General features: G+C 68.0%; 17 protein-coding genes and 2 pseudogenes. 13 read left to right on the top strand and 6 right to left on the bottom strand.

Annotated elements, in window-relative coordinates; genetic code table 11:
* Window positions 1-77 precede the first annotated feature (77 nt).
* Complete coding sequence (locus VIM26_RS24810) at window positions 78-2,468, top strand: putative bifunctional diguanylate cyclase/phosphodiesterase (protein ID WP_331956007.1); 2,391 nt, start codon at window positions 78-80, stop codon at window positions 2,466-2,468.
* 164 nt (window positions 2,469-2,632) lie between these two features.
* Window positions 2,633-4,057 (top strand): sensor domain-containing diguanylate cyclase, encoded by a 1,425-nt coding sequence (locus VIM26_RS24805; RefSeq protein WP_331956006.1) that lies wholly within the window; start codon window positions 2,633-2,635, stop codon window positions 4,055-4,057.
* A 770-nt stretch (window positions 4,058-4,827) separates the two neighbouring features.
* On the opposite strand, the gene VIM26_RS27215 is transcribed toward VIM26_RS24805, so the two are convergent.
* On the bottom strand, window positions 4,828-5,223 hold the full coding sequence (locus tag VIM26_RS27215) for a type II toxin-antitoxin system Phd/YefM family antitoxin (RefSeq protein ID WP_414696567.1): 396 nt from the start codon (window positions 5,221-5,223) through the stop codon (window positions 4,828-4,830).
* 540 nt (window positions 5,224-5,763) lie between these two features.
* On the opposite strand from VIM26_RS27215, the gene VIM26_RS24800 reads away from it, so the two are divergent.
* Together VIM26_RS24800 and VIM26_RS24795 are read left to right on the top strand one after the other, a co-directional pair.
* Window positions 5,764-8,016, top strand: a complete 2,253-nt coding sequence (locus VIM26_RS24800) for a hypothetical protein (RefSeq protein ID WP_331956005.1) — start codon at window positions 5,764-5,766, stop codon at window positions 8,014-8,016.
* A 430-nt stretch (window positions 8,017-8,446) separates the two neighbouring features.
* Window positions 8,447-9,205 carry a hypothetical protein gene (locus tag VIM26_RS24795; protein ID WP_331956004.1) on the top strand — a complete coding sequence of 253 codons (759 nt, stop codon included), beginning with the start codon at window positions 8,447-8,449 and terminating at the stop codon, window positions 9,203-9,205.
* A 111-nt stretch (window positions 9,206-9,316) separates the two neighbouring features.
* On the opposite strand, the gene VIM26_RS24790 is transcribed toward VIM26_RS24795, so the two are convergent.
* Complete coding sequence (locus tag VIM26_RS24790; protein ID WP_331956003.1) at window positions 9,317-9,547, bottom strand: hypothetical protein; 231 nt, start codon at window positions 9,545-9,547, stop codon at window positions 9,317-9,319.
* 68 nt (window positions 9,548-9,615) lie between these two features.
* Here VIM26_RS24790 and VIM26_RS24785 point away from each other — a divergent pair, with 68 nt between their 5' ends.
* The 3 genes from VIM26_RS24785 to VIM26_RS24775 all read left to right on the top strand — a co-directional run bounded on the left by VIM26_RS24785 (window position 9,616) and on the right by VIM26_RS24775 (window position 11,895).
* Window positions 9,616-10,356 carry a thymidylate synthase gene (locus VIM26_RS24785; protein ID WP_331956002.1) on the top strand — a complete coding sequence of 247 codons (741 nt, stop codon included), beginning with the start codon at window positions 9,616-9,618 and terminating at the stop codon, window positions 10,354-10,356.
* Window positions 10,357-10,510: 154 nt separating this feature from the next.
* Entirely contained in the window at window positions 10,511-11,077 is a 567-nt protein-coding gene (locus VIM26_RS24780) for a hypothetical protein (protein WP_331956001.1), read from the top strand.
* A gap of 173 nt (window positions 11,078-11,250) precedes the next feature.
* Window positions 11,251-11,895 (top strand): hypothetical protein, encoded by a 645-nt coding sequence (locus tag VIM26_RS24775; protein ID WP_331956000.1) that lies wholly within the window; start codon window positions 11,251-11,253, stop codon window positions 11,893-11,895.
* 12 nt (window positions 11,896-11,907) lie between these two features.
* Here the strand turns inward: VIM26_RS24775 and VIM26_RS24770 are convergent, their stop codons facing one another.
* A complete protein-coding gene (locus tag VIM26_RS24770; RefSeq protein ID WP_331955999.1) occupies window positions 11,908-12,126 on the bottom strand; it encodes a hypothetical protein in 219 nt (72 codons plus the stop codon).
* Between VIM26_RS24770 and VIM26_RS24765 the strand changes: the two are divergent.
* From VIM26_RS24765 to VIM26_RS24755, 3 genes and pseudogenes are all read left to right on the top strand, one after another.
* Window positions 12,071-12,190, top strand: a pseudogene (locus VIM26_RS24765) (ATP-dependent DNA ligase); the annotation flags it as partial. The gene VIM26_RS24770 and the pseudogene VIM26_RS24765 overlap by 56 nt on opposite strands.
* A gap of 130 nt (window positions 12,191-12,320) precedes the next feature.
* Window positions 12,321-12,641 (top strand): hypothetical protein, encoded by a 321-nt coding sequence (locus tag VIM26_RS24760; RefSeq protein ID WP_331955998.1) that lies wholly within the window; start codon window positions 12,321-12,323, stop codon window positions 12,639-12,641.
* Between the two features lie 67 nt (window positions 12,642-12,708).
* The gene (locus VIM26_RS24755) at window positions 12,709-13,068 is read left to right on the top strand and encodes a hypothetical protein (protein ID WP_331955997.1); all 360 of its coding nucleotides are present in this window, start codon (window positions 12,709-12,711) and stop codon (window positions 13,066-13,068) included.
* Here VIM26_RS24755 and VIM26_RS24750 read toward each other — a convergent pair.
* Window positions 13,065-13,448, bottom strand: coding sequence for a hypothetical protein (locus VIM26_RS24750; RefSeq protein WP_331955996.1), 384 nt, complete (start codon window positions 13,446-13,448; stop codon window positions 13,065-13,067). The genes VIM26_RS24755 and VIM26_RS24750 overlap by 4 nt on opposite strands.
* Before the next feature lie 370 nt (window positions 13,449-13,818).
* On the opposite strand from VIM26_RS24750, the gene VIM26_RS24745 reads away from it, so the two are divergent.
* From VIM26_RS24745 to VIM26_RS24735, 3 genes are all read left to right on the top strand, one after another.
* Window positions 13,819-15,195, top strand: a complete 1,377-nt coding sequence (locus VIM26_RS24745; RefSeq protein ID WP_331955995.1) for a hypothetical protein — start codon at window positions 13,819-13,821, stop codon at window positions 15,193-15,195.
* A gap of 151 nt (window positions 15,196-15,346) precedes the next feature.
* Window positions 15,347-16,003: a helix-turn-helix domain-containing protein gene (locus VIM26_RS24740; RefSeq protein WP_331955994.1), complete on the top strand. Its 657-nt coding sequence runs from the start codon at window positions 15,347-15,349 to the stop codon at window positions 16,001-16,003.
* Window positions 16,000-16,854 (top strand): hypothetical protein, encoded by an 855-nt coding sequence (locus tag VIM26_RS24735; protein WP_331955993.1) that lies wholly within the window; start codon window positions 16,000-16,002, stop codon window positions 16,852-16,854. Before VIM26_RS24740 ends, VIM26_RS24735 begins: the two co-directional genes overlap by 4 nt.
* 128 nt (window positions 16,855-16,982) lie before the next feature.
* On the opposite strand, the gene VIM26_RS24730 is transcribed toward VIM26_RS24735, so the two are convergent.
* Window positions 16,983-18,149, bottom strand: a complete 1,167-nt coding sequence (locus VIM26_RS24730) for a hypothetical protein (RefSeq protein ID WP_331955992.1) — start codon at window positions 18,147-18,149, stop codon at window positions 16,983-16,985.
* A pseudogene (locus VIM26_RS24725) lies at window positions 18,149-18,374 on the bottom strand (IS256 family transposase); the annotation flags it as partial. The gene VIM26_RS24730 and the pseudogene VIM26_RS24725, both read right to left, overlap by 1 nt.

Here is an 18,374-nt window from a genome sequence, read left to right as displayed (position 1 = left end):
GCTGGTTTGAAGGCCGGGGCGCAGCGTCGTGGTCCGAGCGGGGGCGGTCAGCCGGGCTACGCAAGGGGGTCACGAGAATGCCGAGGAACCGACCGATCCGGTCGACCGAGGCACCGTCGGCGGACCTGACCGTTCGCTCGGGGCTGATGTGGGCTATGGGGCTGCTCCTCGTCGTCGCCGTCCTCGGCGGTCAGGCGCTGCACGGCGACGTCCGGGTCTTGGTCGTGGACGGGTCGGGGATCGTGGCCGTGTGGATCTCCGCGGTGGTGTGCTGGATGACGGTCTCGCGAGTCGGATTCCGGCGCGGGGAGGTCCTGCTGGCCACGATCGCAGTGACCTCATTCTCCGGCTGCCTGACCTACCTCGCTGTCGTGTTGGCCGGGGGCGGCCCGTTGCCCCTCGCCTCGCCCGCGGACGCGGCTTCGCTGTTGTTCTACCCGCTGATGCTGGCGGCGCTGGTCGTGGCCGTGCGCCACCACTCGCGGGGGCTGCCTTGGTCGGTCTGGCTGGACTGCGCGGTGGGCTCCCTCGGTGCGGCCACGGTGCTCGCGGTCGTGCTCAGCCCAGTGCTGGTCTCCGCCCAGGCTGGTCCGCCGTCGCTGGGCGCCGCGTTGGCGGTCGCCTTCCCGATGCTGGATCTGCTGCTCGTGGCCGCGGTCGCCGGGCTCGCGGCCTTGGGGGGCCGGCGCATGGGCAGCCGGTGGCCAGTGCTGGTCGTGGGGCTGATGGCCTTCGCGGGGGCGGACATGGTCATCGCGTTGGAACGGAACGCGGGTACCTTCGTGGCCGGTACGTCGCTGGACGCTGGTTGGGGGATCGGGCTCGCCCTGACCGCGATGTGGGTCGTCGGCGCGGGGCAGGGTGAGGGGTCGGCCACCCGGGCGAAGCGCTGGGCGTCGGGTGCGGCGGCCCTGGTGGTATCGGCGGTAGCCACGACCGCGAGCCTGGGTGTGCTGCTCGTAAGCAGCCGGGCGCATGTGTCGACGCTTGCGGTGACCCTGGCAGGGGTGACGCTGCTGGGGGCGGGTGCTCGTACCCAGTTGGCGTTCCGTCATCTTGGCGTGATGGCGGACCAGCGCAAACGGGCCGCCGCTACCGACGAGCTGACCGGTCTGCCCAACCGGTACGCCCTGTACGCCGAGGGTCACGCGCTGCTGTCGGAGCCGACGTGCCAGCGCGCGGCTCTCCTGGTTTTGGACCTGGACAAGTTCAAGGAGGTCAACGACTCCCTGGGCCATCACGCCGGCGACCTGCTACTGATCCAGGTGGGCGACCTGCTGCGCGAGCACCTGCGGGCCGGCGACGTTCTGGCGCGCCTCGGCGGCGATGAGTTCGCGGTCCTCTTGGACGACGTCAGCCGCGAGCAGGCCACCGAGTTCGCCGTCGCGCTGCGCGCGGTCCTCGCCGAGTCGTTCACCCTGGAGGGCATCACCCTGCATTGCAGCGTCAGCGTCGGGATTGCGCTGTTTCCCGAGGATGGCTCTGACCTTGGCTCCCTGCTGCGCAAGGCTGACATCGCCATGTACAAGGCCAAGGTCTCAAGCAGCGGCCAACACCTCTACGCCGGTTCGGACGACGCCGACGACGGCACCCGCCTGCGAACCGTCGAGGAGCTCCGAACCGCGTTGGTCGAGGATCAACTTGTGGTGCATTACCAGCCCAAGGTCGACCTCGGCACCGGCGAGGTCCACAGTGCGGAAGCACTCGTGCGCTGGAACCACCCAAGGCGCGGTCTGCTCTATCCCGACGCGTTCCTCACCCTGGTCGAGGACTCCGGGCTGATGCCTGCGCTGAGCCGGGTCGTGCTCACCGTGGCCATGGACCAGGCCGCGACCTGGCAGGCTCAAGGCCAAGAGCTGACGATAGCGGTGAACCTCTCGGCCAGCTCGCTGGTCGACGACGACCTCCCCGATCGGGTCACCGCCCTGCTTGCGGCCCGGGAGCTCCCGCCGCACGTCCTGCAGCTGGAGATCACTGAAGAGTTCCTGATGGCTGACCGCGACCGCGCCCGGGAGATCCTGACCCGGCTTCGGCGCAACGGCATCCAGATCTCCATCGACGACTACGGCACCGGCTACAGCTCGCTGTCCTATCTGCGCGACCTGCCCATCGACGAGCTCAAGCTCGACCGCTCCTTCATCGCTCCCATGGCCGACGACGCCCGTGCCGCGGCCCTGGTCGCCTCGACCGTCGCCCTAGCGCACGGCCTGGGCATGCGCATGGTCGCCGAAGGCGTGGAAACCTCCGCCACCTACGCCGAGCTCGCTCGCCTCGGTTGTGACCAGGCGCAGGGCTACCTCATATCCAGGCCTGTCCCCGCGTCCGAGTTCACCCACTGGCTCGGTGACTGGCGCGCCGCCCGCAGAGTTTCCGAGCTCCCGCGACAGCGGGTCCCTGTCCCCGTCGGGTCAGGAGCGGAGCGCACTCCCCCGCTCGGCACACTCGAGCGCGGGCGACCCAGGTCATGACCCCGAAGCCGAGCCGTTGGTGGAACCGACCACCACTGAGGACTGACCGGGTTCCGAAAATTCCTCTCCGCATCGGGCCTGGTGCGACGGTGATGCGCCCGCTCAGTGACCCTGGGGTAGTGGGTCGAGTCACACCGTTCGCCGGTGTCGCGATCATCGCGGTCGTGCTGGCGCTCCTGGTGCCGCCGTCCTCGCCGGACCCAGGCGTGTTCGCCGCCGCCGTGGTGTTGACCGTCGTGGTGATTGCGGCGGTGCTGTGCGTCCCGTGGGTGCGGCTGCCCGCGTGGTGGCAGGCAACGGTTCCGTTGACCTTCTTCGTGGTGGTCGCTCTGCTGCGCCACGCCGAGGGTGGGGCGACGTCGGGCTACGCGCCGTTCGTCATCCTGCCCGTGCTCTGGATAGCCATCTACGGCAGTCGCGCCCAACTCCAGCTCGCGATCGCTGGGACCGCCGCCACGTTCTTTGCGCCGCTGATCATCCTCGGATCGCCGCTGTATCCGCGCGACGGTTGGCGCGAGGGAGGCCTGTGGGTCGCGATCGCCCTGCTCACCGGATTCGCGATCCAGACCTTGGTTGGGCAGTTCCGCCAGCGCATGGCAGACGTCGCCGCTCTGGGCGTCGCCACCCGCGCACTGACGGCCGACTCCGATCCGCGCACGGCATTGTGCGCTGCCGCGCAGCTCGTCACCGGTGCCGCGTTCGCGATCCTGTTCGAGCCGAAGGCCGACGGGGCCCTCGTCGCCACTGCCGCCACCGCCGGGGTTGACCTCAGTGCCTTCCACATTGATCCCGTCGAGGTCTCGGCCACCGCTGAGGCCTGGCGCACCGGGGAGCGGGTCTATATCGCAGACACCCGGACGAGTCCGCGAGCCTCCACGCGGTTGTCCGCGCAGATCGGCGCTGTCGGCGTGCTCTTCCAGCCGGTCACCCGAGACGGGCGGCGAATGGCGGTGCTCGTCGTCGGATTTCCTGACGCGCGCCGGCGCGGACCGGTGGCCGCGCTCCACGTGGTCGAACTGCTTGCCGCGGAGATCGGCGCGGCACTCGACCGAGCCGATCTCGTCGCGCGGCTCGACGTGCAAGCCCGCACTGATGCACTCACCGGGGCAGCCAATCGTCGTAGTTGGGATGAGGAGCTGGACCGCGAGCTGGCGCGAGCCCAACGCACACTAGATCCGCTCAGCATCGCGATGATCGACCTGGATCACTTCAAGGCATTCAACGACACCCACGGTCACTCGAGCGGCGACGCTCTATTACGCGACCTCGTGGTCGCGATTCGTGCCGAGCTGCGCACGGGCGACATCATCGCACGGTGGGGTGGCGAAGAATTCGTCCTCGCCCTACCGAACTGCGACCTGACTCACGCCCAAATCGTCGCGTCCCGCCTGCTGCGCATCGTGCCGAGCGGTCAGACGGCCAGCATCGGGCTGACGCAAGCTGGTGGACAGGACACCTCCCGTACCCTGCTTGCGCGAGCCGATCTCGCTTTGTATGCCGCGAAAGACAGCGGCCGAAACCAAGTGAAGTCCTTCGAACGACCGTCGACACCCACCGAAACGTCGGTGGCCGCCGGCACTCATCGCTGAGGCGTCCACGCCACTCGACGAAGCCCATGGGCAGGCAATCCGATGGAAGGCAGTCTTCAATCCCGCCGAGCGACGGATCGATCCGTGCGTCGGAGTTGAGATCTTCGAACCCGGATCCATCGCCGCGATCCCCGACTACTGGGACCGACGCCCAAGGAGATCCATGGGCTCGTAGGCTCGTCGCGAACAGGCGCGGAGCCGCATCGTTGTCACGCCCAAACTGGCGGAGGCACAAATGGCCTCCGTCGGCCGTCCTATTCGAGCACATTCCAACTGGTCACCGTGACACCTCGGATTCCGTCGCTGGGTACCGGCAATTGCTTTTGAGCGAGATGCTCGAGCGCCCGACCCGCCGCCAAACGATTGCCGTTGCAGGGTTCCCGGGAGGGGGGTCGAACCGCATACGCAGGCAGGACCCGAAGAACATCAAGTTCTCAGTGCGGGTCCGGGCGTGGTCTCGCCGACGGCCTCCTGGCCGACGATTGACTGCGCGGCGATGCGGGTGCCGATGCGTGTATTCGCCAGACCGGGTGAACATGCGCGATAGCCCCGCGTATCGTCTAGACATTCTGGTTCACTGCGTACACGATCCGCACGCAGTCCCGCTCACCAGAGAGGCTCCACCGATGCCCGATCAGACGCTCGCCCCTCTGCTGCCCGGTGAGGACGCCCCGTTGGCGTGGCGTGCGGGCCGGGGCTGGGCCGGGGCCCGGTCACCGAGGATGAGGCTTTGGGTGTGGCTCGCCGCCTGGCGCGCCGCGCGCTCGCTATCAAACGTCCGGGCACGCGGGCGCCGATCCCTGAGGAAGTACCCTCCGAGCTCGCGAACAGGGTTTCGAGCATTCACAGGATGCCGCCGCGTGTGCTCGCTTTTGCGCGGGCGAGGGCCGAGCTTGAGGGGCGAACCTTGACGGACGTGGTCGAAGGGGCTCTCCGGGCGTACGGGAAGGGCGCTCCCGAGCGCCCACACGGCGCGTATTGAGAACGTCCCCGTCACGGATTGTTCGCGTCGGTGGCGTTATGCTGCTCGCGAGCCTCAAGCTCGGCGATGTGCGGATGATTATCACCACAGGTTTGCCCCAGTGGGTGATGAGGATCGGACGCCGGGTGGCGGCAACGCGATCGACGAGGACATCGAGATTCCTGCGCGCCTCGGTGACGCCCACCTCGTGCTTGTCGGCCGCGTGTCGGAAACCATGGCAACTCGTTGTTGTGATTATCGGCGTTCGCAGATGCGAAGTCGGATGTCAGCACGTCGCTTGCGAAGAGGGAAACGCCAACTCATCGACGCGGGCACTCCCTTTTGTCCGGGATTGATAGGGTGCTTCCGGTCGATCGGGGGAAACCCCGACTGGGCGGCGATGAAGACCGCCTGAATCTTCCTCCGAGAACGTCCTGCGCGAGCCCACGTTCGCTGATTGACTGGCGAGGCCGTCTATCGGGCGGGCAAGGTGCTCCACCAGGGGGCTGACATGCATTTGATCGGTTTGTCCGCAGACGATGCAGGCGGGAAGAGCCCGAGTAGACCCACGCAACGAACTCGGCTGAATTGCCTCGGGGCTGCCCACCCGACGGTCTCCGGACCTACCGACGACCGCGACGTCGCCTTCCGTCCCCTGTCCGGAGCGCCGGGCGTGCCGATGAGTCCGTCTACTTGGGCATCTCTGCGCGCGCGCCTGGGCCGCGATGAGGGTGCGTCCCTCGTCTTGACGCTGATGTTCGTGGTCGGCACCGGTGTGATGCTGGGCGCGCTCCTGACCTACGCCAATACGGCGATAAACACGGCTAAGGCCACTCAGGGCCGCCACCAGCTATCCGCGGACGTGTCCGGTGCGATGGACGTCGCCATCAACGAACTCCGCAAGAGCACCTACGCGGACTCCACTCAGCCCTGCCCGACCACTGTGCCCGCGAACGTCCCTGGTGCGGATGGCAAACCCATCCGCATCGTGTGCCTGCCCAAGGTCGGCAGCGGGACGTCCGCCGGGACAGTACCCATCAACAAGGTCAATCACCCGGGGGCGGCGGTGTTGACGTTGGCGCCCATTCAAGTGGCCCCCGGCCAGACCGAGGCCGGGCTCACGAAGTCGGACAACAGCCGGCTGCGCATCAAGGGCGGGGTCTACGTCAACTCGAACATCGATGCGTCGGGCAGTGGCACGACCTGCCAGGACCTACAAAGCGCCAACTGCACCGCGATCGACGTCGAACAGGCGGGCGTCCTCGCCAAGGGTTCATGCCTGCCGGCGGCTCGAGTCGTCGCGACGACCGCCCCCTACACGGTGAGCTGCTCCGTCGCCGGGACCGCGAAGGCCTCGGACCCCCTGTTGAAGGACCCGGCACTGCTGACCGACACCGACCTCCCGCACGGAACGGCGATCGCGGCCGGGTACGCCCAGCCGCCGAGCACCATCGACAAGCTCGGCCTGCAGGTCGTCCCGACCCTGTGCCCACCGGTAGGGCAGGCCGTCGAACTCAACCCCGGCTACTACGACGACGCAGTGGCCCTGACGGATCTCACGTCCACGTGCAACAGGGCGTTCCACTTCGCGCCGGGGGTGTACTACTTCGACTTTCGCAATGAAGAGATGGCGGGCATCGCGGCGGGCTCCAGACCGATCGGCTGGTCGAACAACGTCAAGAACGTCTGGACTATCAACAACGGAAGCGCGGACTTCTATGTCGTCGGAGGGACAACCAAGGACTGGTCGGCGGGAAAGCCGACCACCTTTCCCGGCTCGTGTGTCTCCCCGCTGACGAGCACCGCGAACAACGAGGGCGTCCAGTTCGTCTTCGGCGGGTCCAGCCGAATCGACCTCCAACAGGGACAGGTCGAACTCTGCGGTCAGTACTCCCTGGACCGCCCCGCGCTCGTGCTCTACGGGGCAAAGACCGGAACCACGATCCAGCAGGCCCTGCGGGCCTCGACACCGACCGCCGTCGCGCCCTCCTCGGCCTTCGTCTCCACCCCTCCCGGCGCAGAGCTCCAGCGCCTGTCGAGCGTCGACGGAGCACTCGCGACAGCGCCGATCACCCGCGCCGCCAGCGGCACGACCACCGCCACTGTGCGACTGACCGGGATGGACGCCGCCTCCCAGATCCCCCCGGGCTCCATCCTGACCACGGCCGAGCTTCGCGTCACCCACAAGGAAACGACCGCCAGCAGCAGCGACGCCCTGGCTGTAAGCGTGCTCCCCAACCCTGGACGCACCGGGACGGCACCGGTCGCGTCCACCGGCACCGCGACCATCTCCGGCACAATGACGACCCAGACGACCGACCTGAAGAACGCGCTCATGAAGGAGGTCTGGCGCAACGGCCTGTCGAACGTGCAGATCGACTACAGCGTCATCGCGGCACAGGCGACCGTCCCCCTACCGAAACTGACCGCTGACCTCGACGCCGCCCAGCTCTACCTGGCGTGGACCCCCCCCATCGCTGCGCGGGCAGACCACCGCGATCAACGGCGCCAACTGCGTTGGGGCCGTGCCACCGGCGACGACCTGCCCGCTGCTGCAGACCAAAGGTGTCGGAGGGGTCTCGCTCTACCTGCAGGGCACCACGTATGCCCCGTTGGCGACTTTCGCCCTCAACCTGGTCAATGTCAACGGGCAAGTGATGAAGAGCGGCATCATCGCTCGCTCACTGAGCGTCTCGGTAAATCCGAGCACGTCGTTCACCCAGCCGGTCATCGAGATTCCGGACGAGACCGCCGCCGGGGTGACCATGGAGGTCTACCTGGTGGCGTACCAGTGCACGGGCACCGCAACGGAGTGCGCGTCGAGCGCTCCACCCGCGAGCGGCTGGCGGCTAGTCGGACGCTCGACCATCGCCCTCGACAGCGAATACCCGGTACCCACCGACGGGACCAGGCAGGTCACGGTGACCAATTGGCATGTGCTCGATTAGCGCAAGCAAAGCGAATGGGCAAATGCAGACACCGAGACGCCTCGTGGTGACCAGCGCCCGGTCGGGCGGGGTGGGCTCGCTCGCGGCGCTGCGGGCCAAGACTCGTCTCGATGGTGAACTGCCCAGTCGGGTCGCGAATACAAGAGAGGGCACCCCGGAATCCCACATGATCGCAACCCCGGAACTGACCTCTTCCACCTTGACGACCGACCGCGATTTCCCACGCGAAGGGCGAAGCGATGAACTGTCGTCGAACCCGATCGGGTATTTCGCGGCGGGGCGATCACAAGCCCGTGGAGCCCGATGAAGGGCCATGACGTGGAAATCGACGAGCTCCGCGCGGCCGGACCCGGTCGCGATGCGAGGGGGGCCGTCGATGAGGCTGCCGGGCGATCGAGTGCGTCGATGTCACGGCCCGCCAGCGGAGCGGATCTCTCCGCCCGTCGCTCTTCGCAGCGGAGGGCTGCTCGTCGACGAGGGATGGCCCTGATAGCCGGCGCGCTGGCACTTGGCACGGCTTGGGTGATCTACCACCCCGTCGAGGCAGCGCGGCTGCCACCAGCAGCCGAACGCCACTACCCCGCTCCTGGATTCGAAGAGAAGCCCACTGCGTTGGGTATCGTCCCGCCAGCACCTGCGACCGACGCCCCCTACGCGTTTACCCGCACCGATGGAGCGACGATCCCGGTGTCCTGGTCACCGTGTCGTCCCATCCACTACGTCGTCGCCGGCGAGGGGGCTCCCGCCGGCTTCCACGACCAGGTGATCACGGTGATCGCGGAGGTGTCGGCCGCGACGGGTCTGAAATTTGTTGATGACGGTGCCAGCGTTGAGGCGCCGAACTTCGAACGTTTGCCGTTCCAGCCGACCGTGTATGGGGACCGGTGGGCACCGGTGCTCATCGAGTTCGCTGACGAGACAACGATCGAACGGCTATCCGGACCGGTCCTCGGCGTGACGAAGGTCACCCATACGCGCGATGCCACCACTGGTGTCACTCATCTGGTGTCCGGCGCCGTGTACCTGGACACCGAGATACTGCCCCGCCCGAATGCCCACGGGCATCCGGCATACGTGCCGGTACTGCGCCACGAACTGGGGCACCTGGTCGGGTTGAAGCACGTCGACGACGTGACTCAAGTTATGAACGCGACCCTCACCGACGTAACGGCCTTCCAGCCCGGTGATCTCGCCGGACTAGCTGCACTTGGGCGTGGTGCCTGTGCCCCTGGGATCTAGACGGCGGGCACACCATTTGAACTGACGACACTCACGCGTCTGGGCAGGCGCGCGAGGTTGTGTCGGTGCACCGAAAATGGGACCGGTTCGAGGAGCACATTCCTGGCCGAGTCAGTCGGCAGACCTGCTTTGGCGAGCGACCAAAGGGAACTCGTCGGCGGGCACATCGGAGGGGTCGAGCCCTGGTCCGTATCCGGCGCCGACCAACGACTGGCGTACGAGGACGGCGGGGTCTGCACGGTCCTCGACGTAGACCGCAACGGGCATCGAGTCGTCCAAGCCCACCAGTTCTGCGCGCAGCTGGCCGACCGTCCACGGCTCAAGGCTTTCAGGCGAGGGCATGTCGCCCATCGTGGACCTGCCGTCCGGACCGTGGGGCCAATCGGAAGATCTGTGGATAACTTCTCAGCGTGCGACGCCGCACCGGGATCGGCACGCGGTCGGTCTTCGGGCACCAGATGCGGTTCAACCTGGCCGACGGGTTCCCGCTGATCACCACCAAGAACGTGCACCTGAAGTCGATCGCGTACGAGCTGCTGTGGTTCCTGCGCGGCGACTCCAACGTGTGCTGGATGCAAGAGCACGGGGTCAAAATCTGGGACGAGTGGGCCTCCCCCGAGGGTGAGTTCGGCCCGGTGTACGGGGCGCAATCGCGGTCCTGGCCGACCCTCGACGGCGGGCACATCGACCAGCTCGCGCAGGTGATCGAGACCTTGAAGTCGGACCCGGACTCGCGCCGGATGATGGTCTCGGCCTGGAACGTTGCGGACGTCGACGCGATGGCCCTCGCGCCGTGCCACGCCATGTTCCAGTTCTACGTCGCCAACGGCCGGCTCTCCTGCCAGCTGTACCAGCGCTCCGCGGACCTGTTCCTCGGGGTGCCGTTCAACATTGCGTCCTACGCGCTGCTGACCCACATGGTCGCGGCGCAGGCCGGTCTGGAGGTCGGCGACTTCGTGTGGACGGGCGGCGACTGCCACATCTACAACTCACATTTTGAGCAGGTGCGCGAGCAGCTCACCCGCGAGCCGTACCCGTTCCCCACCCTGGATCTGGCGCCGGCCACGTCCATCGACGACTACCTCTTCGAGGACATCGCGGTCGTCGGCTACCAGCACCACCCCGCGCTCAAGGCCCCGGTGGCGGTTTGAGACGTTCCGCTTGCGTGCCCCGGCGCGCGACTTCCAACGGCGGCCTCGAAGGCACCACGGGGCCGCCGCCGCACCGCGATGATGAGGTCGACCCCCAGTCGCCACAGGTCGCCGCCGCTGTTTGCACCGTGAACCCCACCCCAAGGAGCACGTCGTGAAGTTCTCCATGGTCGCCGTCGTGGCCGCCGCAGCCCTCGTCCTGACCGGGTGCGCCAGCCAAGCCCCAGTCGCCGCCCCGGTGCCGGACAAGACCGTCAGCTCGCCCTCCCCGACGCCAACTGTCTCCGCGACGCCCACGACAGCGCCGGCCCCAGTTCCCCCGCCGGCTCCCACGACGATGGCGCTCGGCGCGAGCGGTGAAGCCGATTTCGGCACCGTGACGCTGCACGGCTTGGAGTACCCGTTCACCGCGACTGGAAGCGCGGCGCGCATCATGACGGCGGGCAAACAGTTCGCCGTGGCCGACGTCGAGGTCTGCCCAGCGACGAGTGAGTCCGTGGACCCGGGAGATTTCCGGGTGATCACGTCCGACTCGATGAGCTACACGTTCTGGAACGTGCAGATCGGTGCCAAGGACCCCAACTTGGTCCAGTCGCTGCTCAGTCCCGCCGCGGGGGTCTGCACTCGTGGGTTCCTCACCTTTGAGGTGGACCCCGGCAAGACGATAAGCACGTTCGTCGTGGCACGTGCGACTGGCGACCCGCTGATCTGGACGCCCTGAGTCGACGCCGACCTGACGGTCTCGACTGCGGTTCCGGTTCGTCGCACACGAACGATGAGGCGCCGGAAGCCGTCGAGCGGACCTGCGGGCGAAGTCACGCGTTTCGCCCACGCGACCAACAGCCAGGGTGGGACGGTGAGCCATCACCACCGAGCCACAACGAGAGAAGCCTCATGAAGATCCGTGTCGTCGCCGCGGTTGCCCTGACCGCGCTCAGCCTGGCAGGGTGCGCCGGCAACGCCGCGGACACCTCGGCTCCGGCGAGCCCGGTGCCGGCCGAGACCGTTCAGTCGCCGGTCAGCACCCCGTCGCCCAGCGCGACACCCACGCCGACGGAGGCACCCTCGAAGTACGGGGTGACCAAGACAAACGCCCGCGGCAACCTAGTCAAGGCGGTCGGCCAGCTGGCAGGGATGAGCGACTCCGCGGACGGCTCCAGCCCGATCACCGTCGAGTTCAAGATCACGGCGATCGACCCGAACTTCGTGTGCACCTCGGAGTACGCGGACAAGCCGGCGAACGGCCGGTTCGTCGCGCTGACTCTTGACGTGACGACCACCCCGGGGCTCGCGCAAAACGAGATCCCGGAAGTCTCCTTCAACCCCTACGACTTCAAGGTGTTCTCCCCCGAGGGAACCCGAGAGAACGACTCGGTCGGCAATGGGTTCTCGTGCCTGAAGAAAAGTGAGGCGTTGCCGGACACGATCGGCCCCGGCGAGCACGCCGTCGGCAAGATCGTGCTGGACACGGCGAACGCGTCCGGGTCCGTCGTGTACGGACCGTCGGGCGGCGGCGGCGGATACGAGTGGGGCTTCTGACCGGTCGGCACGTCATCCTGGTTGGGTGACGCGTACCGACGCCGGCCGGATCCCCGCGGGTCTGCACCCGCCGGTGACGGTGGTCGTCGCCCAGTCGGCGGAGAGCATCCCGACGCCGGGCGCGCTGCCCGGCGGGTGCGTGTACGAGCCGAAATGGGACGGCTTCCGGTTGGTCGTGGTCCGGAACGGCGCGACGACGTCGTTGTGGTCCCGCCAAGGCAAGGACCTCACCCGAGGGTTCCCGGACATCGCCGCCGCCGCCGCCGAGCAGCTCCCCGCTGGGACCGTGCTGGACGGGGAGGTGGTGATCTGGCACGGGGACCGGCTGGACTTCACCGCCCTGCAGCGCCGCCTGGCCGGGTCTGTCGGACGCCACCCTGGCCCGCGTCGCCCGGGAGACCCCGGCGTCCTACGCCGCGTTCGACGTGCTCGCGGCCCCGCTCGGCGACGGCCCCAGCACAGACCTGCGCGGCTGGGCGTTCCACCGCCGGCGCGACGTGTTGCTCGAGCTCGGCGCCGGCTGGTCGCCTCCGCTGACCCTGTCCCCCGCCACCACCGACGTCGCCGTCGCGACCGACTGGTTCCGGGACATGACCGGCGCGGGCATCGACGGCCTCGTGGTCAAGGGCGCCGACCAGACGTACCGGACCACCGGCCGGACCTGGCTGAAGGTCAAGCACCGCGAGCAGCTCGAGGTGGTCTGCGCGGCGGTGATCGGGCCGATGAAGCTGCCGTGTCGATGCTGAGTGAAAACTGACCCCCAGGTGCCGGGCTCGCCCGGCAGAAGGGGGTCAATTTTCAACCGGCGTTGACATGCCGACCGTGGTGGTGGCCGGGCTGCCGGTCGACGGCACGCTGCGCATCGTGGGTCGCACCGTGCCGCTGTCCGCGCCCGCCGCCCGAACCCTGGGTCGCGAGCTCCGCCCACCGACCGGCCCGCACCCGTGGCCCACCCGGGTCAGCTCGGCGACGGTGAACGGGTTCGGGACCGACCGCGTCCCGGTGGACCTCACGTTGGTGGAACCGTTGGTGGTGCAGGTCGCAGCGGACGTGGCCTGGTCGGGCCGGTCCTTCCGGCACCCGTTGCGGTTCGTGCGCGTCCGCCCCGAGCTGCTTCCCGATGAGGTGCGGCTGCCCGCTCACCTACTCGGAGGCGTCGAGCCGGTCTCTTAGAGGTCCTCGTCGCGGCGCACCAGGGTGCCGTCCGCACCCTCTTCGTACGTGCGCGGACCACTGTTGTTCATCCGCTCGGACAACTTGAACGCCGACCGCAACGCAGTCATCTGAGCCACGTCTACAGGCCCCTGCTGGGCGAGCGCGTCAAACCGTGCCCACTCCGCCGCGACACGAACTCGTACACACTCAAGGGCCGCCTCTCTGGTCCCAGTGTTGCGGGACACGCGCGCCACCTCAGCGAGCTGATCAGGGTTGAAGCGGATCCGCTCATCTACGGGTGCGCCATCGTCGAAGACGGCCCCGGCGATCGCGGCGTCCACCGCCGCACGAATGCGCTCGGTCACGGCGTGTTCTGCAGCGGCACGGCTGTCGGTCACGGCGGGCTCCTCGAGCGGTTCGGGTGGTACAAAAAGCCTGCCACTCCGGGACCGGTCCCGCACCGTCTTCCGGACGACGTGCCGCGGCCGGCCCAGCGGGTGAGAAAGCCGTGGCCCCGCACATCCATCAGGCATGAGCCTAGAGAGCAGCCAGCCACGTCAGCCTCGCGGTGTCCCGATCGGCGGGGAATGGTCGGTGACCGCCCACGCCGAGACCGGTGTGCGCCTGGGCGCCGCCGGCCTGTCCGCCGGGGAAGCAGCCGACCGGCACCGGGCGCTGCTGGACGCCGGGTAGGTCCCGGCGGTAGCCACCCGCGGCTTCAGCCCGAACACCACCGCCGGCATCGAGCAGTGGTGGGGCGACCACTTCGTGACCGCGGAGTACCGGGCCTCCGGGGAGGGCTTCCCGCAGATGCCCGACGACAACACCCCCGGCATGACCCTGGGCAACTCCCTGGACGGCAACCGGCGCACCCACCGGGTCAAGTACCGCGGGGAGGACGTCACGTTGCGGATGCCGTCGGCGGCGGCCATGAAGCGCTTCGCCGCCCAGAGCGAGGAGTCGACCTTCGACGTGCCTGTCGGTGCGGAGTACCCGGACACGTCCGGGGTCAACACGCTGGTCGCCGGGTGGGTGCGGGTGACCGGCTCCCCGAACGGGAACTGGACGGCGATCGGCATGGGCTTTCCCGGCGGGGCGGACGGCGCGGTCGCCGAAGGGGTCGCGTCCATCCTGGAGGCCCGCCGCCCCTCGCACGCCCTGCGCGACGCGGGGTCGCTGATCGCCAAGCACCGAGACCGCCAGGCCGCGCAGGGCGTCCCGCTGCGGGCGGTGTCCTCGGCGTGGATCAGCGCGCTCGGGTACGACGACGCGACCGGGGTGATGGCCACCCAGACCGCGGCCGGCGGCGTCTACGGGCACCTGGTGTCCAAGGCCACGTTCGGGGAGGTCGCCTCGGCGAAGTCTCCCGGGTCCATGTTCAACAAGCTGGTCAAGGGCTCCGGCCGGGTCGAGGTCGGCAACTGCCCCAGCTGCGGGCGGTTCTTCGCCGCCAGCGGGTCGCACTCGTGCCCGACGCCGTCCGCCCCGAAGTTCCCGGCGGTGCGCAACGTCGCCGCCCAGGGGTACGCGACGGCGGCGCTCAGCCAGCGCGCGAACGCACCCGCACCACCGGCCCGGCCGGTCCGGACCATCCACGCGAGGGCGCTGATGGCCTCGATGCTCGAGCGCCGCGCCGGCAAGACGGGCATGTTCGGGGCGCCGGGGTGGACCATCCCGGCGGTCGCAGACCAGATCGCGCCGTTCACGTCCTCCGAGCACACGCCGGCGGCCTACGTGTCGAGCACCGGGTACCCGAAGGGCAACGGCGACGGCGACTCCGTGATCAGGTTCGCCGGGCTGCCCGCCGTTCAGGCTCGCACCCTGCTGGGCCGCCTGACCCGCGGCCAGCTCGCGGACAGGGTAGGTGGCGGACCGTCCACCGGTTCCCTCCTGCAGGCCGCCGCAGCCAACCCCGGCACCGTGGAGGTTCACGGGTTCGCGGTCGGCCCGGACCGCAACGACGAGCGCCTCGCGCTGGAGGGCATCTTCATCTACGACGAGCAGCTCACCGACGAGGCGGCGGTCAAGCGTGACGCCTGGTCGAAGTACGGCCTCGGCGACGCCGCGTACCCGCCGGACCAGATCACCCAGGTGGTGAACCCGTGGCGGCCCGGTGAGAAGGCGTGGCGGCTGTGGTGGGACTGACCGGTTGAGCGGACACCGGCAGGCTCGTCCGCGCGAGCTCAAAGGGGCGCCCACCGGAGGCCGGTTCACTCGGAATGTCCGGAGCGAAAGTCCGGTCGACCTCAGGGACCATCCTTCACACTTCCCTGCGCTTCACGATAGGGTTGTGGGCGTGGAGGAGGTGAGCGTTCCGGACGCCGCGCGCGAGCTCGGCGTCTCGCCCGTGCGGGTGCGCCAGCTCATCGCCGCGGGACAGGTCCAGGCGCGCCAGGTCGCCGGAGTGTGGCTCGTCGACCTCGCCTCGCTGCCCAGCGCACCGCGCCGCGGGCGGCCCATGAGCGAACGCGTCGCCTGGGCCGTGATCCAGCTGGGTGATGGCGAACCCGCGCCGTGGCTCGCGCCGAACGAGGCGCACCGCGCCCGGGGACGCTTGGCGCAGCTGGCCGCGGACGAGCGCCCCGAGCTGCTGCTCAGGTCCTGGCTGGCCGGCCGAGCCGACCGCAAGGTGCTCTCCGCCACCGACCCCGACCGGGTGCACGACGACCCTCGCATCGTCGCGTCCGGGTTGAGCGACCCCAGGTCGCACATCTTCGCCGGCGGGCAGGCCGAGGGCTACGTGCACCTGGACGACTTCGACGCCGTGCGCCGGGACCACCTGCTCATCCCGGACTCCCACGGCAACGTCGTCCTGCATCTGGCGTCGATGGCGCCTTCGCCTCCCGTGCCGCTGCTGCTGCTCGCCGCCGACCTGGCCGACCACGACAGCCCCCGTGAGCTCCAGCGCGCGCGCGAACTCATCGCCCAAGCGGTGGAAGGCGTCCGCGGGTGACCATCCGCCTGCCCGCGATGGGCGACGCGCAACAAGCGGCCTGGTGGTCGTTGATGGACCTGCAGGTCGTGCACCCCACCGGCTGGACACTGGTCGGCGGGCAGATGGTCCACCTGCTCTGCGCGGAGCGAGGTGCCGCGCCCGCCCGGGCCACCGACGACGTCGACACCGTCCTGGACGTGCGCGGCGAACCGCAGATCCTTCGCGGGTTCACCACGTCGCTCAAGCAGCTCGGCTTCGCTCCCGCCGGCAACACCTGGCAGGGGCACCAGCACCGATGGATCCGCGACGAGGCGGTCATCGACCTGCTGATCCCCCGACACCTCGGGGAGCGGGCCTCCCTACGCACCGGTGCCGGCGGCGGCACCACGATCGAGACACCCGGAGCCCAGCAGGCGCTCGACCGCAGCGAGGACGTCGAGGTCGACGTCGCGGGGCACACCGGCATCGTCCGCCGGCCGAACCTGCTGGGCGCCCTGGTGGCCAAGGCCGCCGCGTACACGGTGACCCTGGACCCGGCCCGGGACAGGCACATCGCGGACTTCGCCGTGCTGGCGACGCTGTTGCGGCCTGATGATCCGATGGACACCGCGACCAGTCGCGACCGCGAGCACCTGGGCAACATCCTCGCGGCCACCGACGCCGCCCCGCGCACCTGGTCGTCCGTGACCGGTGCCCGTGACGGCCTCGACAGGCTGCGATTGAGCCTCGAGCTACGTCCCGCCTCGCAAGCACCTGAGCCCCGTCAAACTTCGACGCCCGCCTGGGCGCAAGGCCACCGTCCCAAGGGCAGACCTGCCGGCGGCGAGTTCACCACGAGGCCCCGCGGCGAGCCCGACATCGACCTCTGACGCGGCATCTCCACGTTGAACCTCGGACAATATCTCTCTGGTTTGTCACGTATTCGAGGACCCGGCGATCATCACTTACGTGGCGGTAAGCGCGAAGCACTGCGTGGCCGCGAGACACGCCAACCTGTTCAAAGCCACAATTGTCGTCGTATCGAGGCAGCGATACTTTCGTCAAAGATGATGTTATTCTTTGTCGCACTAGTGGACGGGTAAGCCTTGAAATCAATTCTGACCTCCGTCACTGAAGCCATCTGCGCCACAATCGCTACCAACTCATTGAGCAAGCGGAGTATCCTCGGGTAGAGAATGACGACGGCGGACAGCGGTTCAATATAAATCCTGCCGGGTGCAAGCTCTCGTACTTCGATCTGCCCCGTCGGATCGACAACGCGCATCGCATCGATGAATTTCTGACCTGCGCGGGGAGGTAGTCTGAGCAGGGTCCGGTCGCCGTCAATCTCTGATTTGTATTGAGTTTGGCTGATCCCTTCACCGTGCACTGTGTTCCGAAGCGCCCCGAGAATTTCAAAAAGGAGGGCGTTTTCCGAGCCAGTCGCCAACAGAGAGCCAATCTCGGACTGCTTGGCTTTGACCTGATTCAGCCAACTTTTCCGCCCCCAACCCACGCTCATAGGCGACGAGTCGAGTCCTAGATGGTCGTCGACAAGGACTGCACACGCGTCGAATGCCCCGCTAAGAAATAGCATACTCGAGTCAAAATCGAAGAGGGCATCATCCGCGCGATTGTTTCCGCTACGGCCGAATAGCGCTCTGAGGACCCCGTCGCGCGCCTGGAGACTCCTAGCAACCCGAGTCATAACGGCCTGCACGAGATACGCAAGCCGGTCAGGGGCTCCCTCCCGCTCATTCTGTAAGGTTACTGACCAGAGCACGTGGCCCGCAGGTGTAAGCGCGTAACTAGCGGCGTGAAAGAAGAGATCCTTGCTTACTTCAAAAGCGCCGCCGCCTGCGCGGTAAACAGGGTAGACGCCTCTACTTCGCAATTGGAGCGCGGTGAGCACAATCGCCAACTCCGGATCGGCAACCAATACGCGGTCTGTAACGATACTCTCATCGCGAAGAAGTACCTCCCGAGAGGTGACCAAAAGATCGCTTCGGGAAGCGATCGTCGAAGCTACCGCAAGAATCGCATCAAGGAAAATCTGGGCAGGGGCCGAGCTAGCAACAGGATGCTCGAGACGAAAGATCTCGCGGGCGTCGGCGTCCGCGAGCAGGGGATGCTCGACGAGGATGTCCCGAGTTCCGTGGAACTTCGGTGGCGGCCCGATGATCATCAGGCTGCGTTCACGTTCTCATCTTGACCCTTGGGGCTGACATTCTGCTCGGCGACGTGCCGTTCGAGGGCCGCTCGTAGTGCTGGGACGTGCAGGTGGCCGTTGACGCGGCGGAACTGGCGGGAGGCTTCGATCATTCCCGCAGCGCACCATCGCATCGCCATGCGTCCGTCCTGCCAGTGCTTGACGTTCTTGGCGTGCTCACGGCAGATCGAGATCATCGAT

This window comes from Pengzhenrongella sp. (assembly GCF_036565025.1).
In the GTDB taxonomy this organism is placed as follows: domain Bacteria; phylum Actinomycetota; class Actinomycetes; order Actinomycetales; family Cellulomonadaceae; genus Pengzhenrongella.
Note: the sequence above shows the minus strand (reverse complement) of the source record. Positions and strands in the feature narration are given on the sequence as shown.